This is a genomic window from Streptomyces sp. NBC_00193 (assembly GCF_026342735.1).
Classification (GTDB): domain Bacteria; phylum Actinomycetota; class Actinomycetes; order Streptomycetales; family Streptomycetaceae; genus Streptomyces; species Streptomyces stoeckheimensis.
The window spans coordinates 5,618,297-5,641,409 of sequence record NZ_JAPEMM010000001.1; the positions used below are offsets into that span (position 1 = coordinate 5,618,297).

The 23,113-nt window shown below is 71.8% G+C and carries 21 protein-coding genes and 1 riboswitch; of the genes, 11 read left to right on the top strand and 10 right to left on the bottom strand.

What is annotated here, in order from left to right; genetic code table 11:
• The first annotated feature begins 31 nt into the window (after positions 1-31).
• Complete coding sequence (locus OG898_RS25160; protein WP_266959348.1) at positions 32-1,726, top strand: DNA polymerase IV; 1,695 nt, start codon at positions 32-34, stop codon at positions 1,724-1,726.
• A gap of 481 nt (positions 1,727-2,207) precedes the next feature.
• Positions 2,208-3,293: an IS630 family transposase gene (locus tag OG898_RS25165; RefSeq protein ID WP_266959350.1), complete on the top strand. Its 1,086-nt coding sequence runs from the start codon at positions 2,208-2,210 to the stop codon at positions 3,291-3,293.
• Positions 3,294-3,349: 56 nt separating this feature from the next.
• Here OG898_RS25165 and OG898_RS25170 read toward each other — a convergent pair whose 3' ends face one another.
• Positions 3,350-3,715, bottom strand: coding sequence for a PRC-barrel domain-containing protein (locus OG898_RS25170; protein ID WP_250745194.1), 366 nt, complete (start codon positions 3,713-3,715; stop codon positions 3,350-3,352).
• Between the two features lie 118 nt (positions 3,716-3,833).
• Positions 3,834-3,932, top strand: a riboswitch (glycine riboswitch).
• A gap of 198 nt (positions 3,933-4,130) precedes the next feature.
• Here OG898_RS25170 and gcvP point away from each other — a divergent pair.
• Positions 4,131-7,016: an aminomethyl-transferring glycine dehydrogenase gene (gcvP, locus tag OG898_RS25175; RefSeq protein ID WP_250745195.1), complete on the top strand. Its 2,886-nt coding sequence runs from the start codon at positions 4,131-4,133 to the stop codon at positions 7,014-7,016.
• Between the two features lie 97 nt (positions 7,017-7,113).
• On the opposite strand, the gene OG898_RS25180 is transcribed toward gcvP, so the two are convergent.
• Positions 7,114-7,320: a DUF5999 family protein gene (locus OG898_RS25180; protein WP_112451479.1), complete on the bottom strand. Its 207-nt coding sequence runs from the start codon at positions 7,318-7,320 to the stop codon at positions 7,114-7,116.
• Between the two features lie 278 nt (positions 7,321-7,598).
• Positions 7,599-8,219: a hypothetical protein gene (locus OG898_RS25185; RefSeq protein ID WP_250745197.1), complete on the bottom strand. Its 621-nt coding sequence runs from the start codon at positions 8,217-8,219 to the stop codon at positions 7,599-7,601.
• Between the two features lie 513 nt (positions 8,220-8,732).
• Here OG898_RS25185 and OG898_RS25190 point away from each other — a divergent pair.
• Positions 8,733-10,268 (top strand): glutamate-cysteine ligase family protein, encoded by a 1,536-nt coding sequence (locus OG898_RS25190; protein WP_266959355.1) that lies wholly within the window; start codon positions 8,733-8,735, stop codon positions 10,266-10,268.
• 247 nt (positions 10,269-10,515) lie between these two features.
• Positions 10,516-11,259, top strand: a complete 744-nt coding sequence (locus OG898_RS25195) for a CPBP family intramembrane glutamic endopeptidase (protein WP_250745257.1) — start codon at positions 10,516-10,518, stop codon at positions 11,257-11,259.
• 39 nt (positions 11,260-11,298) lie between these two features.
• Here the strand turns inward: OG898_RS25195 and OG898_RS25200 are convergent, their stop codons facing one another.
• The gene (locus tag OG898_RS25200) at positions 11,299-12,117 is read right to left on the bottom strand and encodes a PhzF family phenazine biosynthesis protein (RefSeq protein WP_266959357.1); all 819 of its coding nucleotides are present in this window, start codon (positions 12,115-12,117) and stop codon (positions 11,299-11,301) included.
• Between the two features lie 63 nt (positions 12,118-12,180).
• Positions 12,181-12,432 (bottom strand): hypothetical protein, encoded by a 252-nt coding sequence (locus OG898_RS25205; protein ID WP_266959359.1) that lies wholly within the window; start codon positions 12,430-12,432, stop codon positions 12,181-12,183.
• 169 nt (positions 12,433-12,601) lie between these two features.
• Between OG898_RS25205 and OG898_RS25210 the strand changes: the two genes are divergently transcribed.
• Positions 12,602-13,222, top strand: coding sequence for a PadR family transcriptional regulator (locus tag OG898_RS25210; RefSeq protein ID WP_250745201.1), 621 nt, complete (start codon positions 12,602-12,604; stop codon positions 13,220-13,222).
• A gap of 109 nt (positions 13,223-13,331) precedes the next feature.
• Here the strand turns inward: OG898_RS25210 and OG898_RS25215 are convergent, their stop codons facing one another.
• The gene (locus tag OG898_RS25215; protein WP_266910679.1) at positions 13,332-13,760 is read right to left on the bottom strand and encodes an SRPBCC family protein; all 429 of its coding nucleotides are present in this window, start codon (positions 13,758-13,760) and stop codon (positions 13,332-13,334) included.
• 215 nt (positions 13,761-13,975) lie between these two features.
• Here OG898_RS25215 and OG898_RS25220 point away from each other — a divergent pair, with 215 nt between their 5' ends.
• Together OG898_RS25220 and OG898_RS25225 are read left to right on the top strand one after the other, a co-directional pair.
• Complete coding sequence (locus OG898_RS25220; RefSeq protein ID WP_250745203.1) at positions 13,976-14,935, top strand: DMT family transporter; 960 nt, start codon at positions 13,976-13,978, stop codon at positions 14,933-14,935.
• Positions 14,936-15,100: 165 nt separating this feature from the next.
• Entirely contained in the window at positions 15,101-16,132 is a 1,032-nt protein-coding gene (locus OG898_RS25225; protein ID WP_266959361.1) for a DMT family transporter, read from the top strand.
• Here the strand turns inward: OG898_RS25225 and OG898_RS25230 are convergent.
• Positions 16,119-16,844 (bottom strand): pyridoxamine 5'-phosphate oxidase family protein, encoded by a 726-nt coding sequence (locus OG898_RS25230; protein WP_250745205.1) that lies wholly within the window; start codon positions 16,842-16,844, stop codon positions 16,119-16,121. The two genes, OG898_RS25225 and OG898_RS25230, sit on opposite strands and share 14 nt — an antisense overlap.
• 37 nt (positions 16,845-16,881) lie before the next feature.
• On the opposite strand from OG898_RS25230, the gene OG898_RS25235 reads away from it, so the two are divergent.
• On the top strand, positions 16,882-18,213 hold the full coding sequence (locus OG898_RS25235; protein WP_250745206.1) for an aminotransferase class I/II-fold pyridoxal phosphate-dependent enzyme: 1,332 nt from the start codon (positions 16,882-16,884) through the stop codon (positions 18,211-18,213).
• Between the two features lie 63 nt (positions 18,214-18,276).
• On the opposite strand, the gene OG898_RS25240 is transcribed toward OG898_RS25235, so the two are convergent.
• A complete protein-coding gene (locus tag OG898_RS25240; RefSeq protein WP_266959364.1) occupies positions 18,277-19,245 on the bottom strand; it encodes a DMT family transporter in 969 nt (322 codons plus the stop codon).
• 75 nt (positions 19,246-19,320) lie between these two features.
• On the opposite strand from OG898_RS25240, the gene OG898_RS25245 reads away from it, so the two are divergent.
• On the top strand, positions 19,321-20,289 hold the full coding sequence (locus OG898_RS25245) for a LysR family transcriptional regulator (protein WP_266959366.1): 969 nt from the start codon (positions 19,321-19,323) through the stop codon (positions 20,287-20,289).
• Here the strand turns inward: OG898_RS25245 and OG898_RS25250 are convergent.
• Positions 20,286-20,789, bottom strand: coding sequence for a pyridoxamine 5'-phosphate oxidase family protein (locus OG898_RS25250; RefSeq protein ID WP_266959368.1), 504 nt, complete (start codon positions 20,787-20,789; stop codon positions 20,286-20,288). The two genes, OG898_RS25245 and OG898_RS25250, sit on opposite strands and share 4 nt — an antisense overlap.
• A gap of 76 nt (positions 20,790-20,865) precedes the next feature.
• On the opposite strand from OG898_RS25250, the gene OG898_RS25255 reads away from it, so the two are divergent.
• Complete coding sequence (locus tag OG898_RS25255) at positions 20,866-21,480, top strand: cysteine hydrolase (protein WP_266959370.1); 615 nt, start codon at positions 20,866-20,868, stop codon at positions 21,478-21,480.
• A gap of 304 nt (positions 21,481-21,784) precedes the next feature.
• Here OG898_RS25255 and OG898_RS25260 read toward each other — a convergent pair whose 3' ends face one another.
• Positions 21,785-22,636 carry a helix-turn-helix transcriptional regulator gene (locus OG898_RS25260; protein ID WP_266959372.1) on the bottom strand — a complete coding sequence of 284 codons (852 nt, stop codon included), beginning with the start codon at positions 22,634-22,636 and terminating at the stop codon, positions 21,785-21,787.
• Between the last annotated feature and the right edge of the window lie 477 nt (positions 22,637-23,113).

Consider the following 23,113-nt stretch of genomic DNA (forward strand, 5'->3'; position numbering starts at 1 on the left):
ATTGTCAGTGGTGTAGGGCAGCATCGGAGCTGTGAGATCCGCGCCGACCATCCTGCACCTGGACATGGACGCCTTCTACGCCTCCGTGGAGCAGGCGTCGAAGCCGAGCCTGCGCGGCAAGGCCGTCATCGTCGGCGGGCTCGGGCCGCGCGGGGTCGTCGCCACCGCTTCCTACGAGGCCAGGCGCTTCGGGGTGCACTCGGCCATGCCGATGGCCCAGGCGCGGCGGCTCTGCCCTAACGGCGCGTGCCTGATTCCGCGCTTCAGCCTGTACCGCGAGGTCAGCGACACGGTCATGGGGATGCTCCGGGAACTGTCCCCCCTCGTGGAGCCACTGAGCCTGGACGAGGCCTTCGTGGACCTGGAGGCGGGGGGCGTCGCCTTCGACGCGGAGGCCGCGCGGGCCGTCGGCGAGCGCCTGAGGGCCGACATCACCGCCGTGACGGGGCTGAGCGGGTCGGTGGGGCTCGCGGGGTCCAAGATGCTGGCCAAGGTCGCCTCCGAGGAGGCCAAGCCGGCCGGGCTGCTGCTGATCGAGGTGGGCACGGAGCGGGCGCACCTCGCCCCGATGTCGGTACGGACCCTGCCCGGGGTGGGACCGGCCACGGGGGAGCACCTGCGGCGGGCCGGGATCACGACGGTGGGGGAGCTGGCGGAGGCCGGTGAGGACGAGCTGGTCCGGATGGTGGGCCGCTCGCACGGGGTCGGGCTGTATCGGATGGCGCTGGGCGTGGACGAGCGGCCGGTGGTCGCGGAACGCGATGCGAAGTCCGTGTCCGTGGAGGACACCTTCGACGTCGACCTGCACGACCGGGTGCGGATCCGCACCGAGGTGCAGCGGCTCGCGGACCGGTGCGTGGAGCGGCTGCGGGGGTCGGGGCACTCGGGGCGGACGATCGTGCTCAAGGTTCGGCGGTACGACTTCTCCACGCTGACCCGCTCGGAGACCCTGCGGGGGCCCACGGACGACCCCGCGGTGGTGCGGGAGGCGGCGGCGCGGCTGCTGGAGGCTGTGGACACCACGGGCGGGGTGCGGCTGCTGGGGGTGGGGGTCACGGGGCTGGCGGACTACACGCAGGAGGACCTCTTCGCCTTCGCCGACGCGATGGCCGCGCGGGCGGGGGCGGATGGGGATGCGGGGCCGGCTGCGGGAGAGGGCGCGGATCGTACCGACGGGGTTGCACCGTCCGGTGGGGGCGCGGTCGACGCTGACGGGGGTCAGGAGAGCCACGCTCGGGGTGAGGGCGCTGGACAGGGGCCCGGGCCGGGCCGGGACGAGGGCACCGGGCAGGGTCGGGGAGCACGGCAGGGCCGGGGTGAGGCCCCTGGGGACGGGCAGGTTGAGGCCGCGGGCCAAGGGCTGGGTGCCGGGGAAGGTCGGGTTGAGGCCGCGGGCCTGGATGCCGGGGAAGCGCTGGCAGCCCGCGAGGGCCGTGCCCAGGGGCAGGAGTCGGGGCAGGCGGGTGGGCCGGGGCGTTCTGGGGGTGTCGAAGGTGTGGGTGAGCGGTCGTGGCCGGCCGGGAGTGATGTGCGGCATGTGGTGTACGGGCCGGGGTGGGTGCAGGGCAGTGGGGTCGGGCGGGTGACCGTACGGTTCGAGCAGCCCGGATCCGAGCCGGGCCGGGTGCGGACGTTTCTGGTGGACGATCCCGAGCTGGAGCCGTCCGACCCGATGCCGCTGGTCGGGGACCAGGCCGTGGGGGTCGGGGGCTCGACGGCTCCTTAGGGAACCCGGCAGGTGTGCGGGTGTCCATCGCCCAGCGGGCATCAGCACCTGACATCCCCGCCCCAGAGCACCAGCACCAGCAGTCGGCACAAGCAGCGGGAGCGGGCGTACCCACGGCCGGCACCCCGATACGGCTGGAACCTGGGTACGGCCGGCACCCAGCAGCAGGCTGCGCGCTACCGCCCGGCGGACGACTCCCGGGACGCACCCGGCTCGGTAATCCCGGCCCTGCTGGGCGGTGCGGCTGCCCTTGAGTGGCCCGGCTCAGGTTTCTGCCTCTGCCGGGTGGGCTCGGCCGCGTTGCACGGTGGGCCGGGGCCGGCCGGGTGGTGCGGCCCAGCGGAGGGTTCTGCTCCTGATCGGTGGCCTGGGTCTACTAGTGATCTGGTTTTGAGTTGTGGGCTCGCCCCATGAGTCGTGTTCTGTTTCAGATCCTGGGTTTTGCCTGACAGGGCCGGTTTTGGTCCGGTGTCCTGACGGCATGGGCGATACCAGGCTGCCACCCGTGGTGCTGTCGGAGGACGAGCGGCTGACGTTGGAGAGCTGGGCCAGGCGGCGTTCGACGGCGCAGGGCCTGGCCCAGCGTGCGCAGATCGTGCTGGCGTGCGCGCGAGGGTGGAACAACACCGTGGTGGCCGCACGGCTGAACACGGAGCGCAAAACGGTGGCCAGATGGCGGACGCGGTTCCTGCGGGACCGACTGGACGGCCTGTCCGACGAGCCGCGGCCCGGGGTGCCGCGGACCATCACCGACGCCCAGGTGGAAGAGGTGGTGGTCCGCACCCTCGAGCAGACACCCGCGGGCGGGACGCACTGGTCGAAGCGGGAGCTCGCCAAGGTCGTGGGGATCTCGCCCGCGAGTGTGCTGCGGATCTGGCACGCCTTCGGCTTGCAGCCGTGGCGGACCGAGACCTTCAAGATCTCCCCGGACCCTCTGCTGATCGACAAGATCCGTGATGTCGTCGGCCTCTACCTCGCCCCGCCGGCCAACGCGGCGGTGTTCGCGGTGGACGAGAAACCCCAGATCCAGGCCCTGGAGCGGACCGCGCCGGTGCTGCCGATGCTACCCGGAGTCCCCGAACGGCGGACCTTCGACTACGTCCGCCACGGCACCGTCGACCTGTTCGCCGCCCTGAACACCGCCACCGGCAAGGTGATCACGAAACTGTCCGCGCGGCACCGGGCCGTGGACTTCCGTGATTTCCTCGACGAGATCGACCGCCAGACCGATCCGTGCCTGGCGGTCCACGTCATCTGCGACAACCTTTCCGCCCACAAGGCACCGGTGGTGCACCAGTGGCTGCTGGCGCATCCCCGGTTCCAGCTGCACTTCACGCCGACGTATTCGTCGTGGATCAACCAGGTCGAGCGGTGGTTCGCCGAACTGGAACGACGCTGCCTCGAACGCGGCGTGTTCTGCTCACTCGACGACCTCAAGACCGCACTCGAGGGCTGGATCGAGGTCTGGAACGACGAGGCCAGGCCCTTCAAGTGGACCAAGACCGCCGACCAGATCCTCGACCGAATCTGCCGCTACTGCGACAGGATCTCCAAACCAGATCACTAGCCCCCGGGGTGCGGCCCGGTGGTCCGGCTCAGGGGGTCTGGTCCTCGTTGGTGGGGTCAGGGGGTGTCGGGGGTCTTGTGGCCGAAGTCGTGCTGGAAGTCCGTGGGGAGGGCCAGGTCCAGGCCGTAGTGGTGGTAGAGCTGCAGCTCCTGTTCGGGGGAGAGGTGGCGGCCGACGCCGAAGTCGGGGGCGTCCTTGATGAGGGAGCGTTCGAAGGGCACGCGCAGGGTGTCGCCCACCATCTCGCTGGGCTCCAGCGGGACGAAGGCGTCCCGGCTGAAGAGTCCGGTGCGTACGGCGGCCCATTCCGGGACGCCCGTGGCATCGTCGAGGTAGACCTCGTCGACGGTGCCGATCTTGGTGCCATTGCGGTCGAACGCCTTGCGGCCGATCAGGCTGCGGGGATCGATGTCGGTCTGCACGGTCCGGTCCCTCCATTGGGCGCAACTCCTCCGTAATGACTACAAAAGTGCATTTCCGGACAGGGGGCCACTCGAGGGAGGTCCGCAGATCCTCGCTGGTAGGCTGGGTGACGGCTGTTGACCCTGTGCGGGAGAGTCCTCCGAGTGAGTGAGACGGAGGCGCCGAAGGAGCAAATCCTCCCCGGAATCTCTCAGGCATACGTACCGCACGTGGTGAGGCCACTCTGGAAAGCAGGGGCGGGTACCGGGCGCGCAGTGCCGGTCCCTCTCCTCACCGACGGTGAAAGCCGGATCTCGTGGGCGACCCCCGCGCGGCCCGGTGAAGCTCTCAGGTTGTGATGACAGAGGGGGAGGCCGTCCGGGTGCCCGCGCCGTGGTGCCCCTCGCAGGTCGTACGACCAGGAGGCCTCCGTACATGACCGCCAACCGCATTCCGCTCTCCCAGCTGGAGCGAGGCATCCCCTTCGAGCAGCGCCACATCGGCCCGGACGCCGAGGCGCAGGCGAAGATGCTCGCCCATGTGGGCTACGGCTCGCTGGACGAGCTCACCGCAGCCGCGGTGCCGGATGTGATCAAGACCACTGCCGCGCTGAACCTGCCCGAGGCGCGGACCGAGGCCGAGGTGCTCGCCGAGCTGCGTGAGCTCGCCGACCGCAACCAGGTCCTTTCGTCGATGATCGGGCTGGGGTACTACGGCACCTTCACGCCGCCCGTGATCCTGCGCAACGTCATGGAGAACCCGGCCTGGTACACGGCGTACACGCCGTACCAGCCGGAGATCTCCCAGGGCCGCCTCGAAGCCCTGCTGAACTTCCAGACCGTCGTCGCCGAGCTGACGGGCCTGCCGACCTCCGGTGCCTCCCTGCTCGACGAGGGCACGGCTGCCGCCGAGGCCATGACCCTGGCCCGCCGCGTGGGCAAGGCCAAGGGCAACGTCTTCCTCGTCGACGCCGACGCGCTGCCGCAGACCATCGCGGTGATCCAGACCCGTGCCGAGCCGATCGGTATCGAGGTCGTCGTCGCCGATCTGAGCGAGGGGATTCCGGCCGAGATCGCCGAGCGCGGCGTCTACGGCGTGCTCCTCCAGTACCCGGGTGCCTCCGGCGCCGTGCGGGAGATCAAGCCGGTCATCGAGCAGGCGCACGCGCTCGGCGCGATCGTCGCCGTCTCCGCCGACCTGCTCGCCCTGACGCTGCTGACCTCGCCGGGCGAGCTGGGCGCCGACATCGCCGTCGGCACCACCCAGCGCTTCGGCGTCCCGATGGGCTTCGGCGGACCGCACGCCGGCTACATGGCCGTCCAGGCCAAGCACGCCCGCTCGCTGCCCGGCCGCCTCGTCGGCGTCTCCGTGGACGCGGACGGCAACAAGGCGTACCGCCTGGCGCTGCAGACCCGTGAGCAGCACATCCGCCGCGAGAAGGCCACCAGCAACATCTGCACCGCGCAGGTGCTCCTCGCCGTCATGGCCGGCATGTACGCCGTCTACCACGGCCCGGACGGGCTGCGGACGATCGCCCGCCGGACGCACCGGTACGCGGCTCTGCTCGCGGCCGGTCTGACGGCCGGCGGGGTCGAGGTCGTGCACGGCGCCTACTTCGACACCGTCACCGCGCGGGTCCCGGGCCGTGCCGCCGAGGTCGTGGCCGCGGCCCGCGAGGGCGGGGTCAACCTGTACCAGGTGGACGCCGACCTGGTCTCCGCCTCCTGTGACGAGACCACCCTGCGCGCCGACGTGGACGCGGTGTGGGCGGCCTTCGGGGTCACCGCCGACCTGGAGGCGCTCGACGCCGCCACGGCCGACGCGCTGCCCGAGGGGCTGCTGCGCTCGGACGAGTACCTGACCCACCCGGTCTTCCACCAGCACCGCTCCGAGACCGCGATGCTGCGCTACCTGCGCAAGCTCTCGGACAAGGACTACGCGCTGGACCGCGGCATGATCCCGCTGGGCTCCTGCACCATGAAGCTCAACGCGACCACCGAAATGGAGTCGGTCACCTGGCCGGAATTCGGCCAGTTGCACCCGTTCGCCCCGGTCGAGCAGGCCGAGGGGTACCTCACGCTCATCACCGAGCTGGAGGAACGTCTCTGCGAGGTCACCGGCTACGACAAGGTCTCCATTCAGCCGAACGCCGGCTCCCAGGGTGAGCTCGCCGGCCTGCTGGCCGTCCGCGCCTACCACCGGGCGAACGGCAACGAGCAGCGCACCGTCTGCCTCATCCCGTCCTCCGCGCACGGCACCAATGCCGCGAGCGCCGTGATGGCCGGCATGAAGGTCGTCGTCGTCAAGACCGCCGACGACGGCGAGGTGGACGCGGACGACCTGCGCGCCAAGATCGAGCAGTACCGCGACGAGCTCGCCGTGCTGATGATCACGTACCCCTCCACGCACGGTGTGTTCGAGGAGCACGTCGCCGACATCTGCGCCCAGGTGCACGACGCCGGCGGCCAGGTCTACGTGGACGGCGCCAACCTCAACGCCCTGGTGGGCCTGGCCAAGCCGGGTCACTTCGGCGGCGACGTCTCGCACCTGAACCTGCACAAGACCTTCTGCATCCCGCACGGCGGCGGCGGCCCGGGCGTCGGCCCGGTCGGTGTCCGGGCGCACCTGGCCCCGTACCTGCCCAACCACCCGCTCCAGCCGACGGCCGGTCCGGAGACGGGCGTCGGCCCGATCTCGGCCGCTCCGTGGGGCTCGGCGGGCATCCTGCCGATCTCCTGGTCGTACGTGCGCCTGATGGGCGGCGAGGGCCTCAAGCGCGCCACCCAGGTGGCGGTGCTCGGCGCCAACTACATCGCCAAGCGCCTGGAGCCGCACTACCCGGTGCTCTACACCGGCCCGGGCAACCTGGTCGCGCACGAGTGCATCATCGACATGCGCCCCCTGTCGAAGGCGACGGGCGTGAGCATCGACGACATCGCCAAGCGCCTGATCGACTACGGGTTCCACGCGCCGACCATGTCCTTCCCGGTCGCCGGCACGCTCATGATCGAGCCGACGGAGTCCGAGGACCTCGCCGAGATCGACCGCTTCTGCGACGCGATGATCGCCATCCGCGCCGAGATCGAGCGGGTCGCGGGCGGCGAGTGGCCGGTGGACGACAACCCGCTGGCCAACTCCCCGCACACGGCGGCGGCCCTGGGCGGCGAGTGGAACCACCCGTACACCCGCGACGAGGCCGTCTTCCCGGGCGGGGTGTCGGCAGCGGAGAAGTACTGGCCGCCGGTGCGCCGCATCGACGGTGCCTTCGGCGACCGGAACCTGGTGTGTTCCTGCCCGCCGCTGGACGAGTACGACAACTGATGCAGTGACATGCGGCAGTGACATGACGAAGTGACATGACGAAGGGGCCGGTCCGGGAGTTCTCTCCTGGACCGGCCCCTTTCGTTTCCGTCGTCGGCTAGGCCGCCTTCATCACCTGCGTCGCCGCGAGCGGGCGGTGCGGGGCGATGATCTGGCCGTCCGGCAGCAGCTCACCGGTGTCCTCGAACAGCAGGACGCCGTTGCACAGCAGGCTCCAACCCTGCTCCGGGTGAACGGCCACGGGGTGCGCAGCCTCCCGGTCGGCGGAGTCGGCGGACGGGCATGCTGGCTTGTGCTGGCACATGGATGCGTTCTTTCGCTGCGGTGTGGTCTGTGTGCTGCGGCTCGGTGCGTTGTGCGCGTGGTTCATGGCCGCCCCCCCGTATCAACGACTTGGCTCGGTCAGAGTCCCCAGTGTTCCCCCACGGCGCGGTGTCCGGAGGGATTTCCCGGCAGCTGTCCTCATAGATTGATGACGCATCACCCGTGCGGGCGGTTCAGCTCAACTCCCCTGTCATTTCGGATGGTTAGCGGGGGGCCCGAGTGGGCTAGGCCGAATGGGCAGAACCGGCCAGGGTCGGGTCAGGCGGCCGGTGCGGCCATGGAAGGCGGCACCGGGGGAGCCGTCGGCGTGAGCCGGTGGGTCAGTACGGGCAGCAGTTCGGACACGGGGTGCGGGCGGTAGGCGGCGATGCCGGGCGGGGCGGGGGCGAGGGGGACCAGGAGGTCGGCCGCGGCCGGCAGGCCGGCGGAGGCGTCGGCGCCCACCGATCCGTGCAGCCACAGGGTCAGCATGTACAGCTCCGGTACGGACAGCAGGCGCGGCTGGTAGTTCTTGCCGAGCGATTCGGCCTGGCGCAGCGCGCGTTCGGTGGCGGCGACGTAGGGGCCCTCGAAGAAGTGGGAGAAGACCCAGCCGTCAGGGGTCAGCCGGGTGTCGGCCGCCGCGACGTAGCGGTCCCCGCTGCGGATCAGGAACCGCCAGCCGGTGAGCCGGGTCCGCGGCGGCCTGCCGCCGGCGGTCAGGCCGGAGATGTGCAGCCGGTCCAAGACGTGGACGGGAAGCGGCAGTTCGGCGGTCATCGGTCCCTGGAGGGAGCGCAGGGCCGGGGTGTGCGCCTCGTGGACGGCGGTGGGGGAACCGAGGGCCGCGAGGACGCTGCGCAGGGCGGGCGCGGGAGCCGGAGGGACGTGCAGCGGCATGGTGGGTCGCCTCTCGCTTGGGAGACCTGTGGAACGGGGCGGGTGCGGGGTGCGGACGGCGCTGTCGCATTTTGGGGTCAGAGGGGGGCTGAGGGGCAATGGCCGCGCGCCAACTCTCTGCCTCGCATGCGGAGTTTATCTGACATGTGTTCACGCAGTGTTTCGGCTAGCTGTCCCGCCTATTGCCGACAAGGCGCTTACCGGTCCCGCTGACGTGGCATTCATGCCGGGTGCGCACAAAAATTCCGCGCTGACCTCGGAGGTTACCGGATGGCGGCTCGGCTGAAAAGCGTCGGTTATCGATAACCGGCAAGGTCTACGCTGTATTTGCGCAGGGCGGCTTGCCAGGTGAATGTGCCAAAGCGCCCGTCAGCCAAACCGGCGCGCGCTCCCCGCCAGTCGCGCCCCTTCCGCGTTATCGATCACGCCGCCGGGGCATCATCGACCGTAACGCGCGCCCGGGCGGCGGATGCAGTGCTCGCCGGCCGGGCCCAGTCGAGGAGGGACGCTCCGATGGGGGAGAAGGTCGTGGCGGGCGGATTCGACCTGTCCGATCGGCAACGGTACCGGAGGAAGCTTCACGAGTGCCTGGAGGTACTGGAGCGACTTCTGGAGGAGAAGAGGTTCGATCGCCCCAAGAACATGATGGGGCTGGAGATCGAGTTGAATCTCGCGGGTGCCGACGGGTTGCCGAGAATGGTGAATGCGCAGGTCCTCGAGCGTATTGCGAGCAACGATTTCCAGACCGAACTGGGAATGTTCAACCTGGAGGTGAACGTACTTCCGCACCGGCTCGGCGGCCGGGTATTCGACCAGCTCGCCGAGGAACTGAGCGCGGGTCTCGGCTATGCCCACCGGCAGGCTCTGGAGGTCGACGCCGGGGTGGTCATGATCGGGATTCTGCCGACGATCTCCCGCACCGACCTGGTCACCGCCAACCTTTCGGCGGTCGACCGCTACTCGCTGCTCAACGAGCAGATCCTGATGATGCGGGGAGAGGACTTCGTCCTCGACATCGAGGGAGTCGAGCGGCTGACCTGGACCTCCGGGTCGATCGTGCCGGAGGCCGCCTGCACCTCCGTACAACTGCACCTGCAGGTGACCCCGGCACGGTTCGCGGACGTGTGGAACGCGGCCCAGGCGGTGGCGGCCGTACAGATAGCCGTCGGCGCCAACTCGCCCTTCCTGTTCGGGCGGGAGCTGTGGAGGGAGTCGCGGCCGCCGCTCTTCCAGCAGGCCACCGACACCCGGCCGCCCGAACTCCAGGCGCAGGGGGTGCGCCCGCGCACCTGGTTCGGCGAGCGGTGGGTGGACTCGGCGTACGAGCTCTTCGCCGAGAACGTCCGCTACTTCCCGGCCCTGCTGCCGATCTGCGACGAGGAGGAGCCGCTGCGCGTGCTCGCCGAGGGCGGGGTGCCGAGCCTGCAGGAGCTGGTGCTGCACAACGGCACCGTCTACCGCTGGAACCGGCCCGTCTACGGGGTCGCCGACGGGGTGCCGCACCTGCGCGTGGAGAACCGGGTGCTGCCCGCCGGCCCGACGGTGGCCGACGTCGTCGCCAACGCGGCCTTCTACTACGGGCTCGTACGGACGCTCGCGGACGAGCAGCGCCCGGTGTGGAGCCGGCTGCCCTTCGCGGAGGCGGAGGCCAACTTCGACGCGGCCTGCCGCTACGGCATCGACGCCCGGCTTCGCTGGCCGCGCCGGGGCCGGGGCGGGGGACTGGCGAGCGTGCCCGCGGTCCGGCTGGTGCTGGAGGAGCTGCTGCCGATGGCGGCGGCCGGGCTGGACGCGTGGGGCATCGAGCCCGCCGACCGGGACCACTACCTCGGCATCATCGAAGAGCGGTGCCGGCGCCGGGTGAACGGGGCCACCTGGCAGGTGGACACGTACCACCGGGCGCTCGCGGGCGGGCTGGAGCGGGACGCGGCGCTGGCCGCGACCACGCGCCGCTACAGCGAGCTGAGCCACCGGGGCGATCCCGTGCACACCTGGCCGGCGGGTCTGGGGGGTGGCGCCGCGGGGGCCGGACCGGCGGCCGTGGACTGATCCCGGGGGCCCGTGCGGTTCCGTGCGGTCCCGCCCGGTCCCGCGCGGGCTCGTCCCGTCCGGTCCCGTCCGGTCCCGCCCGGTGATCCCCTTGCCCCGTGGAGGAGGCAGTATGGGGTGATCGGGGCGGGACGCCCCGCGAGATGTCGCAGCGGTGGCGGGACGGGAGACGGACGTGCGGACGGAGCCGGAACCTGAGGTCGGGGAGCTCGAACCCGAGCTCGGCGAGCGTGCGCGCGGGCGCAGGATGCTGCGCTCCGAGACGCTGCTCGTGCTCGCGCTGTCCCTGGGTGCGAGCGGGGTCTCGGCGCTGATCAGCTTCATCGGCTCGCTGACCAAGCCGGGCGGGCTCAAGGACCAGGCCGCCACGCTCAACGGTTCGTACGCCCCCGGCCGGCCCTGGCTGGACCTGGCCTGGCAGCTGTTCGGCATCGCGAGCGCGCTCGTCCCCGTCCTGCTCGTCGCGCACCTGCTGACCCGTGAGGGCGCGCCCGGGCTGAAGGTGCTGGGCTTCGACCGCACCCGGCCCTGGTGGGACCTGGGCCGGGGCGCGCTCGTCGCCGCCTGCATCGGCAGCGCGGGGCTGGCCTTCTACCTCGGGTCCCGGGCGGCCGGCTTCAACCTCACGGTGGTGCCGGAGGCGCTGCCCGAGGTGTGGTGGAAGTTCCCCGTGCTGATCCTCTCCGCGGTGCAGAACTCCGTGGTGGAGGAGGTCATCGTGCTGGCCTACCTGCTGCGCAGGCTCGGGCAGCTCGGCTGGTCGCCGATGGCAGCGCTGGTGGCCAGCTCCGTGCTGCGCGGCTCGTACCACCTCTACCAGGGCATCGGCGGATTCATCGGCAACGTGGTGATGGGCGTGGTGTTCGTCCTCGCCTACCGGCGCTGGGGCCGGGTCGGTCCGCTCGTCGTCGCGCACGCGCTGCTCGACATCGTGGCCTTCGGCGGGTACGCCCTGCTGGCGGGCAAGGTGGGCTGGCTGCCCACGCCGTAGGTGCACCGCCGCGCCCCCGTAGGCGCACCTCCCGGACGCCTACGGTGCGCTGAGCAGCTCGCCGTCGATGACCGTGACCGCGCGCCCGATCAGCAGCGTACGGTCGCCCAGCAGCCGGACCCGGACGAGGCCGGTGCGGGCTCCGCCCTGGAGGCCGACCAGCTCCGTGCGGCCCAGCCGCTGCGCCCAGAAGGGGGCCAGCGCGGTGTGGGCGCTGCCGGTGACCGGGTCCTCGTCGATGCCGAACGCGGGGAAGAAGCCGCGCGAGACGAAGTCGTACCCGCGGGAGGGGTCCTCGGCCGCCGCGGTCACGATGATCCCGCGCCGGGCGTAGCCGCGCAGGGCGGCGAGGTCCGGCGTGAGCTCCCGTACGGTCCGCTCGTCGGCCAGCTCCACCACGAGGTCCCCGATGTGCTCGGAGGTGTCGTGGACCGACTTGGCCGTGGCGCCCAGCGCGCGCTCCACGGCGGCGTCCGGCTCCACCTCGGTCAGGGAGGAGGTCGGGAAGTCCATGACCAGGGACCCGTCCTCGGCGGCGGTGACCTTCAGGATTCCGCAGCGCGCCGAGAAGCGGACCGTCCCCGTGGCCAGGCCGCCGGCGGCCAGGACGTGGGCGGTGGCCAGGGTCGCGTGGCCGCACATGTCGACCTCGGCGGCCGGGGTGAACCAGCGCAGCGCCCAGTCCGCGTCACCGCCGGGCGGGAGCGGATGGGCGAAGGCGGTCTCGGAGAGGTTGACCTCGGCGGCGACCTGCTGGAGCCAGGCGTCCGGCGGGAACCCGTCTTCGAGGAGCAGGACCCCGGCGGGGTTGCCGCCGAAGGGGCGGTCGGTGAAGGCGTCGACGATTCGGATGCGCATGTCCTCGACCGTAGGGATGCGGCGGAGCCGGCCGCAAAGGCCAATCCGGGATGACTGGACTGGCTACCGGCCGGTGTCCCCGGCCACCTCTCCCTGCGCTGCGGCGATCTCGTCCGCGGTGGACTCCATGACATCGCCCGTCTCCTCCAAGCGGGCCAGCAGGTCTGCCATGGCCTGCTTCTGGGCCGGGTGCGTGATCGGCACGGTGCTCAGATCGATGGTCATCAGCCAGTCGAACAGCACGATGGCGTCGGAACGCCACATGCGGACATCGACGGTCGGTACGGCCCCGAAAGGCGGAAATCCGGTTTCCATGAGGGCATCCTGCCAGGTCAGCGGCCTATGGGTTGGTGTCGGCCGGGGTGATCGGTGGTGTTCGTTGAAGGAGTTTCCGATATATCGTTGACGCATCGCGATGGGTCAGCGATAGTGGAGACATCGCATCAGCGACAACGAATCACCGAATGAGGAAAGGAGCGCAGTCATGCGTTCACACGGACAGCACGGACACGACCACGGACATGAGCACGGACGGGGTCACGGCCACTGCGGGCCGGACCGTCGGGAGGAGTTCCAGCGGCGGCGTGCCGCCTTCGGGCCGTTCGGGCCGCCCTTCGGCGGTGGGCCCTTCGGTGGGCGCGGCGGCCGCGGCGGACCGCGCGGCCGGGCCCGGCGGGGTGATGTGCGCGCCTCCATCCTGGCGCTGCTCACCGACCGGCCGATGCACGGCTACGAGATGATCCAGGAGATCGGCGAGCGCAGCGGCGGGGCGTGGAAGCCCAGCCCGGGGTCGGTCTACCCGACCCTCCAGCTGCTCGAGGACGAGGGCCTCATCACCAGCGAGAGCGAGGGCGGCAAGAAGCTGTTCACGCTCACCGAGGCCGGTCGCACCGAGGCCGAGTCCGGCCCGGACGCCCCCTGGGCGGAGGCCGGCCGGGGCTTCGACTTCGAGGCGATGAACGAGGTCCGGACGGCCGGTTTCGGCCTGATGGAGGCCTTCGGGCAGGTCTTCAAGACCGGCACGCCCGCGCAGCGGGAGAAGGCCCTCGCCGTCATCAACGACGCCCGCAAGAAGCTCTACCTGATCCTGGCCGACGAGCACTGAGTGCGAGTCGGGAGGGACCTTCCGATACGACGGCGCGCCCCGCGGGATTCCTCGCGGGGCGCGCCGTCGTGTCCGTGCGCGTACGGACCTGCTCGTTCGGGGGCGGTGCTCAGGCGACCAGGCCGGAGAGCTTGCGCAGCGACTCGTTGAGGGCGGCGGTGGCCGAGTCCTTGAGCTTGCCCGCCATGAGGGAGACCGCGGCGCCGGTGAACTCGCCGTCGATGCGGACCGTGGTGGCCCCGCCGTCCGGGATCAGGGTGTAGCGGGTCAGGACGGCGACGCCCATCGGGCCCTTGCCGGTGATCGCGAAGACGCGCTCGTCCTCCAGCTCCGAGACGGTCCAGAGGACCTCGGCGGGGAAGCCCATCATCTTCATGTTCTCGGCGAAGGTGGATCCCACCGCCAGGGTCTCGGGGCCGCCCTTCGGGAAGTTGGTGTGGGTCATGCTCCACTGGCCGTAAGCGTCCCAGTCGGTCAGCTGGGACCAGAGCTTCGCGGCGGACGCCTCGATGCGTGATTCCGCGGTGACTTCAGCCATGCGACCACCCCTTCTCGTCAGGTACGTGCGGCGGAAGGTAGTCCCGGCGGACGCAACATTCAAGACTGACGACCTGTCAGATTTGGGGGAGCGGGGTGGGTGGGGAGGCGGGTGGGAAGCGGGTGCGGACCCGGTCGGTGTCGGGTCGGTCTCGGGAGCGTCTCAACAGGTGTCACGGGTCTGTGGCTCCTGACGGGGCCTGCCATGATGTCCGAATGCAAGCGTCAGGGAGACATGCCGGACTGGGCCTCGCCCTCATTTCGGCTATCGCGTTCGGTGGTTCGGGTGTGGCGGCGAAGCCGCTGATCGAGGCGGGTCTGGACCCGCTCCACATGGTCTGGCTCAGGGTGGCCGGGGCGGCGCTCGTGCTGTCCCCGCTGGCCTGGCGCCATCGCGATCTCGTACGCCGCAAACCCCTGCTGCTCGCCGGCTTCGGGCTCGTCGCCGTGGCCGGCGTCCAGGCCTTCTACTTCGCCTCGCTGTCCCGGATCCCGGTCGGCGTGGCCCTGCTGCTGGAGTACCTCGGCCCGGCGCTGCTGCTCGGCTGGATCCGCTTCGTGCAGCGCAGGCCCGTGACCCGGGCCGCCGCGGCCGGCGCCGCCGTGGCCGTCGTGGGTCTCGCCTGCGTGGTGCAGATCTGGGCCGGGCTGAGCCTCGACCTGCTGGGCGTGCTGCTCGGCCTCGCGGCCGCCTGCTGCCAGGCCTTCTACTTCGTCTTCGCCGACCAGGGCAGCGACGGGGACGACGTGCCCGACCCGATGGGCATGATCGCGTACGGCATGATCGTCGGCACCCTCGTGATGACCGTGATCGCCCGGCCCTGGCGGATCGACTGGCAGGTACTGGGCGGCGACGCGGCGCTCGGCGACCTGATGGTGCCCGCGCCGGTGCTGCTCGGCTGGGTGGTGCTGATCGCGACGGTGTTCGCGTACCTGACCGGTGTGGTCTCCGTGCGCAAGCTGTCGCCGCAGGTCGCGGGTGTGGTGGCCTGCCTGGAGGCGGTCGTGGCGACCGTACTGGCCTGGGTGCTCCTCGGCGAGCACCTCTCGACCTGGCAGATCATCGGCGGCGCGCTCGTGCTGGGCGGGGCCTTCATCGCCCAGACCTCCCGGAAGATCGCGCCCGGGGTCGCGGAGCCGGTGGCCGCCCTGGACCGCGACCCGAGCAAGGTCTAGGCTCTCGATCATGCTGACGACCGTGCTTCCGCCTCCCGCCGCCTAGCGCGGGCGGCTGCCACCACGTAGGAGAACCCGGCCCGGGCCGTGACCCGGGCGGATTCGTGCTGCCCGCGAAGCGATGACCTGCTCCTTTCATCCTTCACGCACGCGCGGAGACCTCTCGTGTCGATCCACTCGGACCAAACGTCCCAAACGCCCGCCACCGGGCGCAGCCTCCTCTTCCTCGTCATCGCCGGAACCGCCTGGGGCACGGCGGGGGCGGCGGCCTCGCTGCTCTACCTCGCCAGTGACCTCGGCCCGCTCGCCCTGTCGTTCTGGCGGTGCGCGGGCGGGCTGGCCGTGCTGCTCCCGGTCCTCGCCCTACGCCGCCGCCCGCGGGACGCAGGGGTGGGGGAGCGCGCCGTTCGGGCGCGGGCCTCGGTGGGATCGCTCATCGGGACCGGGCTGCTGTTCACCCTCTTCCAGTCCGCGTACTTCGCCGCCGTGCGCGAGACCGGCCTCGCCGTGGCCACCGTGGTCACCCTCGGATCCGGGCCCGTGCTCATCGCGCTCGGGGCCCGCTACTGGATGGGGGAGCGGCTCGGCCGGGGCGGGACCGTCGCGGTCGGCGGGGCGCTGGCCGGGCTGGCCGTGCTCGTCCTCGGCAGCGGAGGCGGCGAGGTGCGGCCGCTCGGCGTCGGCTGGGCGCTGCTGTCCGCCGCCGGCTACGGGGCCATGACCCTGCGGGCCAGGCTGCTCGGGCGGCGCGGCACGGGCGGGGAGCCGCTGGTCACCACCGTCTGGTCGGTGGGGGTGGGCGCGGCGTGCCTGTTGCCGTTCGCCCTGGTGGAGGGGCTGATGCCGCATACCGCGGAGCCCGTCCGGGTGCTCTGGCTGCTCGCCTACATGGCCACCGTGCCGACCGCGCTGGCCTACGCGCTCTACTTCAGCGGGGCCGCCGCGGTACGCGCCGCCACGGTGTCCGTGATCATGCTGATCGAGCCCGTCGGCGCGGCGGCGATCGCCGTCCTGGTGCTCGGGGAGCGGCTGACCGGCCCGGTGGCGCTGGGCACCGTACTCCTGTTGACGGCCGTGGGGGCGCTGATCGTCGCGGAGTCGCGGCGGCCGGCGGACGTCCGGGACCCGGAAACGCGGGAGGGCGGGCCGGAGGTCCGGCCCGCCCTCGCCGCCGAAGCGGTCGTCAGAGTGCGGTGATGTAGTCCGGGACGGGGATGCCCGGGGCGAGGTCGGCGGCCGGGACCGGGGTCCCGTACGCCGGCGCGACCGGGATCACGCCCGTCCAGTAGGGCAGGGCGACGTCCTCGGGGTCGTCGTTCGGCCCGCCCGTACGGAGCTTCGCGGACACCTCGTTCAGGTCCAGGCGGATCACGGCGGTGGCCGCGAGCTCCTTGGCGTTCGCCGGCCGCGAGTCGGCCGAGCGGCCCGGGACGACCTGGTCGACGAGGGCGTCGAGCGCGATCCGGCGCTCCTCCCGGTCGGTCACCTCGTAGGCGGTGCCGTGCACGACCACCGAGCGGTAGTTGAGCGAGTGGTGGAAGGCGGAGCGGGCCAGGACCAGGCCGTCGACGTGCGTCACGGTGAGGCAGACCGGCAGCCCCGGGTCTGCCTTGCCGGCCGCGAGGAGGGGGCGCGAGCCCGTGGAGCCGTGGATGTAGAGGGCCTCGCCGACCCGGCCGAAGAGGGTCGGCAGGACCACCGGGGCGCCGTCGCGGACGAAGCCGAGGTGGCAGAGGTAGGCCTGGTCGAGTATCGAGTGCACGGTCTCGCGGTCGTAGCGCGCGCGGTCGCGGGACCGGGTCGGGACGGTACGTTCGGTGGGCGCGTACCCGGTGGCCTCCGTGGGCGTGGGCGCGGCCGCTGAGGCCGACGTCTCCGTGGTGGTCTCGGGGGCAGGCGTGACGCTCATCGTGCGGACTCCGTTGTATTAGTGCATACTTGGCTTTGTGCTAGGAGAGTATCTGATCATCGGGCGGCGCGCATCGGAAATCGCCGCGAGTGTGGAAGCGGGCGTCGCCTCGGGCGCGCTCGCGCCGGGAGCGCTGTTGCCGCCGATGCGGGAGCTCGCCGGTGTGCTGGGGGTGAACCCGAACACCGTGGCGGCCGCGTACCGCACGCTGCGCGAACGCGGGGTCATCGAGACCGACGGGCGCCGCGGCAGCCGGGTGCGGGCCCGCCCGGCGACGGCGCCGCGCGACGAACTGCGGATGACCGTCCCGGCGGGGGTGCGCGACATCGCCTCCGGCAACCCGGACGTGCGGCTGCTGCCCGCGCTGGACGAGGCGCTGGCGGGCGCGGCCCGCCGGTACGCCGCCGAGCCGACGCTCTACGGGCAGGACCCGGTCGTCCCGGAGCTGGCCCGGCTCGCCAGGGCCGCCTTCGACGCGGACGGGGTGCCGGCCGGGGAGGTGGCGGTGACCTCGGGAGCGCTGGACGGCATCGAACGCGTACTGGCCGCGCACCTGCGGCCCGGCGACGCGGTCGGGGTCGAGGATCCGGGGTGGGGGAGCGTGCTCGACCTCGTCCCGGCGCTGGGGCTACGGGTCGTGCCGGTGGCCGTGGACGACGACGGGCCGCTGCCCGACTCGGTGGAACGGGCGCTGGCGCAGGGGATCCGGGCGCTGCTCGTGACGGCCCGGGCGCAGAATCCGACCGGGGCGGTGGTGAGCGCGCAGCGGGCCGCGGAGCTGCGGACGGTGCTCGCAGGGCACCCCGAGGTGCTGGTCATCGACGACGACCACGGACACGGCATCGTCGACCTGCCGCTCAACGCGCTCGGCGGGGTGACCCGCCACTGGGTGCTGATCCGCTCCACCGCGAAGGCGTACGCACCGGACCTGCGGCTCGCCGTGCTGACCGGTGACGGGGTCACGCTCGACCGGGTCCGGGGGCGGCAGCGACTGGGCCCCGGGTGGGTGAGCAGGCTGCTGCAGTACACCGCGGTGGAGCTGTGGAAGGCCGGAGCGGTCGACCACGCCGTGGTCGCGCGGTCCTACGGGGAGCGCCGGGACGGGCTGGTCGCGGCGCTGGCCCGGCGCGGGGTGCACGCGCAGGGGCGGAGCGGGATGAACGTGTGGGTGCCCGTCGCCGAGGAGACGGCGGTGGTGACGCGCCTGCTGGGCGCGGGCTGGGCCGTCGCTCCGGGAGCCCGGTTCCGGGTGGAATCGGGGCCGGCCGTGCGGATGACGATGTCGACGCTGTCCCCGGCGGACGTGCCGGGGCTGGCGGACGCGGTGGCCTCGGCCGTCCGCCCGGCGGCCGGGGGGCGGCTCGACTGACGGCGGGGAGGCGGGGCGGAGGCGGGGGCGGGGCCGATCGGTGTCGTGTCGATCGGCCCCGCTTCAGCGGCGTCGGGTCTGGGTGAGGGCCGCGCCGGCCAGGACGACGACCGCGCCCACCGGGGTGTTCCAGTGGAGCTGTTCGTCCAGGAGCAGGACGCCCGCCGTCGTCGCGATCACCGGGATGAAATACGTGACCATCTGCGCGGTGGTCGGGCCGATCTCCGTGACCAGGCCGTACTGCATCTGGAGGGCCATGCCCGTGCCCAGGGCGCCCAGGGCGATCACCGACAGGGTCGGCCAGAGCGGGAACGAGGTGGGGGCTGAGGTGAACAGCGCGCTGACCACGGCCAGTTGCAGGGTGGAGACCAGGAGCTGGGCGCCGGTCAGGGCGACCGGGGAGCCCGGTGTGGAGGCCAGGGTGCGGCGTACGTAGATCCAGCCGATCGGGTAGCAGAGCGCGGCCAGCAGGGCGAGCGCGGTGCCCTTGGCATCGAGGCCCGAGAAGCCCTGCCAGGCGCCGAGGACGGTCAGGACACCGAGGAAGCCCAGCCCCAGGCCCGCGACGCGGCGGCGCGTCGGGCGGTCCTCGGAGAGCGCGACCAGGGACAGGGCCATGCCCCACAGCGGGGAGGTGGCGTTGCAGATGCCCGCCAGGCTGGAGGGGATGCTCAGTTCCGCGTACGCGAAGAGGGAGAACGGGGCGGTGTTGAGCAGCAGCGCCGCCACCGTCAGGTGGGCCCAGGTGCGCCGGCCCCGGGGGAGCGGTTCGCGGCGGATCAGCAGCACGGTGAGCAGGGCGAGCGCGCCGAAGAAGACCCGGCCGAGGGCGACCTGGAACGGGGCGTACGCCTCCGTGCCCACCTTGATCAGCAGGAAGCTGAAGCCCCAGATCACCGAGAGGACCGCGAAGCGCAGGCGCCAGTCCAGCCGGCCGGTGGGTTGCACCTTCGCGGCGGGGGGCGGGGTGGAGGTCCGGGACGGGTGTGCGGTGGGGGTGCCGGGTGCGACCGGGGTGCTGGGGGCGCTCATGACAGCCACTTTCGCCCCTCGCGACCTCGTAGGACAAGCGAGAGTTGTTGGGAGAGACGTCGTAGGATTGCTTACATGTTGAACCTGGAGCGGCTGCGCACCCTCGACGCCCTCGCCCGGCACGGCTCCGTCAGCGGCGCCGCCGACGGGCTCCATGTCACCACCTCCGCCGTGTCCCAGCAGATGGCCAAACTGGAGCGCGAGGTCGGCCAGCCCCTCCTGGCCAAGAACGGGCGCGGGGTGCGGCTCACCGATGCCGGCCGGCTCCTCGCCGAGCACGCGGCCCGGATCATCTCCCAGGTCGAGCTCGCGCAGGCCGATGTCGAGGCCCGGCGCGGGTGCGCGGTCGGCGAGCTGCGGATCGGCGCCTTCCCGACCGCCATGCGGGGGCTGCTGCCGCAGGTCCTGGCGGAGTTGCGGGCCGAGCACCCCGAACTGCGGCCCCGGGTAAGGGAACAGGAGCCGGAGGACAGCATGCCCGCCGTGGTCCGGGGCGACCTGGACCTGGCCCTCGCCATCGACTGGCACAGCAAGCGGATGCCGGTGCCGGCCGAGCTCACGCGGGCCCATCTGCTGGACGACTCCATAGACATCGCGGTGCCGGCGGGGCATCCGCTGGCAGGCCGCGCCGGGATCTCCCTGGCCGAGTTCGGCGAGGACGACTGGATCTCCTGGACCGAGGGGCAGTTCTGCCACGAGTGGCTCGTCTCCACCCTGCGCGGCACCGGCATCGAGCCCCGGATCACGCACATCGCCGAGGAGCACCACACCCAACTGGCCTTCGTCGAGGCCGGACTGGGCGTGTGCGTGGCCCCCCGGCTGGGGCGCGGACCCGTGCCGCCGGGGGTCCGGCTGCTGCCCGTGTGCGACAGCGTCCGGCGCCACGTGTACGTCGTCTGGCGGGCCGACGCCGACCGCCGGCCGTCGATCCGTGCCGCCGTCGAGGCCCTGAGGAGGGCGGCTTCCGTCGCTGCCGGGGAGGCCCGGGTGGTCGGCGGGGAGGATGGCGGGGTGGTCGGCGGGTCGGTCGGCGGGGCGGCCTAGATCTTGCGGAAGTCCCAGGACACGATCGAGTCCGGTGTCAGCCGGATCCAGGCGTGCCGGCCGTCGTGCGGCATCTCCGTGATGCCGAAGTTCTTGACGGGGAAGAGCCGCTCCGGTTCCGCCAGTTCCTCGCACGGCTCGCCCGTACGGGGAGCCTCGCCCACGAAGACGGCCGTACCGGACAGTTCGACCCCGCGCAGCTCGTCGTAGGCCTCGCCGGCGTCCACGACCACCGAGATGCGGGGATCCTTGCGGAGGTCGGACCAGCGGCGGCTGCGGGTGATCGAGTACAGCCACAGGGAAGTGCCGTCCCAGACGAACCAGAGCGCGCCGACGTGCGGGCGCCCGTCCGGGGAGACCGTGGCCACCCGGCAGGTGCGCTGCTCGCGCAGGAAGGCGTCCGTTTCCTCGCCGGTCATCATGATGCGGCGGCCCCGCCGCTGCGCCCTGTCCGCGGGTGTGCCGTCCACGAGTGTGCCGTCCACCGGTGTGCTGTCCATATGGTCCGCGCCCCTTCACATCTGACTGTGTGTCAGGAATCATGCGTGCTCTTCCGTCGCCACGCCAGGGGGAGCCATGGCCGATCTCGATCCCGACACCACCGCACTGCTCACCGTCGAGTGCCAGAACGGTGTCGTCGGCGAGGAGAGCGCCCTCCCGGAGCTGGCGAAGGAGGCGCGGGACTCCGGCATGCTGGACCGCGTCGCCGCGCTGGTCGAGGCCGCGCGCGGGGCCGGCGTGCAGGTGCTGCACGCGGTGGCCGAGCGGCGGCCGGACGGGCTCGGGGCCAACACCAACGCCCGGCTGTTCCGGGCCGCGGGGAAGCTGCCGGTGCGCCAGTTGACCGGCAGCCCGGCCGTGGAGGTCGCCGCGCCCATCACCGTCGCCGAGCAGGACCTCGTGGTGCGCCGGCTGCACGGACTCTCCCCGATGGCCGGCACCGACCTGGACGCCCTGCTGCGCAACCTCGGCGTCCGCACCCTCGTCGTCACCGGGGTCTCCTCCAACATCGCGATCCCGAACACCGTCTTCGACGCGGTGAACCTCGGCTACCAGGTCGTGGTCCCCTCCGACGCCATCGCCGGCGTCCCCGCGGCCTGCACCGCCGAGGTGATCCGCAACTCCCTCTCCCTCGTGGCGGCCATCACCACGGCCGAAGCCCTCATCGCCCAGTGGGCCCCGGCGCGCTGACCTCCGTACTCCTCCGTACTCCTCCGAACGTCCCCGGACCTCCCCGAACTCCCCAGGGAATAGGGGGGTGTTGTTAAGGCCCGGTAAATCGCGGCGGCGCAGAACAGGGGTTAGTCGCGGCGTGCGGGACGCGTAGCGTGTGGAGCGGAATCCGCACGCCGGGTGCGCGGCGGCCTACGGAGAGGTCGAGGGACATGGGGACGGCAACCGGAGCGCGGCACCCCGGCGGCGAGCACATCGCCCGTGGGTGGATCGCGGCGCCGCTCGACGAGGGTTCAGGCGGACCGCACGGCCGGGCGCGGCCTCATACGGCTGCCAGTCGGCCGCCCGGCGCGGAACGCTCGTAGGGGATCCGGTGGAGGGGCCGCGCTCCCCAGCGATCGGCCGGCCCGGGCTTCGATTCGGCCGGAGACGGCGACGGTGACTGCGAGGGATGCGGTCCGATGCCGGGCACGGCGAGCAGCACCGGCGGTCGGGTCCAGTCCTCCGGACGCACCGCCATGTCGACACGGGTGGACGTGTCGGCGTCGACCCGCACGGGGCCGCTCGTGCCCACCAGCAGCGGTGAACCGCCGTCGGGGCCGCCGGCCGTCCGGGTGCTCGGACCCACTGCGTGCAGGTACCAGGTGCCCGGTGGTACGGCGGGCAAGGTGAAGGTCCCGGCCGTGTCGAGCCGGGACCAGGCGTGGGGCCGGCCCTGCAGGATGGGACTGTCGAAGAGGCCGATGTGCAGGGGTAAGAGGGGCGTTCCCGTGATGAGGGCCGTCCCCGCGACAGATCCGAGAGGCCCGGTCGGAACGGGGAGCGGGATGACCGGGGGATGCTCCGAGGGCTCGCCCTGGCCGATTTTGCGGAATTGGGTGGGCGAGAGGCCGACCGAGGCGGTGAAACGCCTGGAGAACGTGCTGGCGCTGCTGTAGCAAACCTGTGCAGATATGTCGGCCACATTGAAGTCGGTATTGACCAGGAGGCGTTTTGCCTCATACAGGCGAACGGCGCTCAGGAATCGTCCGGGTGTCACGCCGGTTGTTCGCTGGAATACCCGGAGGAAATAGAATTTGCTCATCATGACGGAGCGGGCGAGGTCATCCAGATAGATGGGCTCGTGGTAGTTTTCGCGGATAGTGGAGATTGCATGCCGAGTGAGGTGGATCATTTCTCCGGACTCCCTGATGTGATCTGACGACACACCCCCGTCCCGAGCGCAGCGCTGGGCTCGGGAAAAGGGGCTGAGGGGAACGTAGGCCCGTGCGACCGGTCGGGCGGGGCGCGGCGTCCGGCGCAGGGCGGACTGCCGGGCGGACTCGACGGATGGAGTGACGGGGCTGGGACCTGGGCGAACAGTGACTGCTCGCCCTCTCGCTCAGGCGCACGCGGGCGCCCGGCCGGCGGCACGGGTGTCACTGGGGCCGGGTACGGAATGCGGCTGAAACCCGGCGACCGCCCTGGCGAAGCGGACGCTCTCCCTTAGGGGTCCAGGCGTCCGTCGCCTGCTCGAAAAGATCTCGAACAACGAGATGGCGCGAAATGTTCCGGCGAATCGATCTGGATCGATCCGTGGTTCATCGCGTCGAAGTCGGACCTGTCGGCGGCACTATTCCTGGCAGACACTCGGCAACCCCCGTTGCGTTAA

What these genes read in the sequence shown, in the direction of transcription:
- OG898_RS25165 (WP_266959350.1), top strand. Translation starts at nt 2,208, where the DNA reads ATGGGCGATACCAGGCTGCCACCCGTGGTGCTGTCGGAGGACGAGCGG.
- gcvP (WP_250745195.1), top strand. Translation starts at nt 4,131, where the DNA reads ATGACCGCCAACCGCATTCCGCTCTCCCAGCTGGAGCGAGGCATCCCC.
- OG898_RS25180 (WP_112451479.1), bottom strand. Translation starts at nt 7,320, where the DNA reads ATGTGCCAGCACAAGCCAGCATGCCCGTCCGCCGACTCCGCCGACCGG.
- OG898_RS25185 (WP_250745197.1), bottom strand. Translation starts at nt 8,219, where the DNA reads ATGCCGCTGCACGTCCCTCCGGCTCCCGCGCCCGCCCTGCGCAGCGTC.
- OG898_RS25190 (WP_266959355.1), top strand. Translation starts at nt 8,733, where the DNA reads ATGGGGGAGAAGGTCGTGGCGGGCGGATTCGACCTGTCCGATCGGCAA.
- OG898_RS25195 (WP_250745257.1), top strand. Translation starts at nt 10,516, where the DNA reads ATGCTGCGCTCCGAGACGCTGCTCGTGCTCGCGCTGTCCCTGGGTGCG.
- OG898_RS25200 (WP_266959357.1), bottom strand. Translation starts at nt 12,117, where the DNA reads ATGCGCATCCGAATCGTCGACGCCTTCACCGACCGCCCCTTCGGCGGC.
- OG898_RS25205 (WP_266959359.1), bottom strand. Translation starts at nt 12,432, where the DNA reads ATGGAAACCGGATTTCCGCCTTTCGGGGCCGTACCGACCGTCGATGTC.
- OG898_RS25210 (WP_250745201.1), top strand. Translation starts at nt 12,602, where the DNA reads ATGCGTTCACACGGACAGCACGGACACGACCACGGACATGAGCACGGA.
- OG898_RS25215 (WP_266910679.1), bottom strand. Translation starts at nt 13,760, where the DNA reads ATGGCTGAAGTCACCGCGGAATCACGCATCGAGGCGTCCGCCGCGAAG.
- OG898_RS25220 (WP_250745203.1), top strand. Translation starts at nt 13,976, where the DNA reads ATGCAAGCGTCAGGGAGACATGCCGGACTGGGCCTCGCCCTCATTTCG.
- OG898_RS25230 (WP_250745205.1), bottom strand. Translation starts at nt 16,844, where the DNA reads ATGAGCGTCACGCCTGCCCCCGAGACCACCACGGAGACGTCGGCCTCA.
- OG898_RS25240 (WP_266959364.1), bottom strand. Translation starts at nt 19,245, where the DNA reads ATGAGCGCCCCCAGCACCCCGGTCGCACCCGGCACCCCCACCGCACAC.
- OG898_RS25245 (WP_266959366.1), top strand. Translation starts at nt 19,321, where the DNA reads ATGTTGAACCTGGAGCGGCTGCGCACCCTCGACGCCCTCGCCCGGCAC.
- OG898_RS25250 (WP_266959368.1), bottom strand. Translation starts at nt 20,789, where the DNA reads ATGGACAGCACACCGGTGGACGGCACACTCGTGGACGGCACACCCGCG.
- OG898_RS25255 (WP_266959370.1), top strand. Translation starts at nt 20,866, where the DNA reads ATGGCCGATCTCGATCCCGACACCACCGCACTGCTCACCGTCGAGTGC.
- OG898_RS25260 (WP_266959372.1), bottom strand. Translation starts at nt 22,636, where the DNA reads ATGATCCACCTCACTCGGCATGCAATCTCCACTATCCGCGAAAACTAC.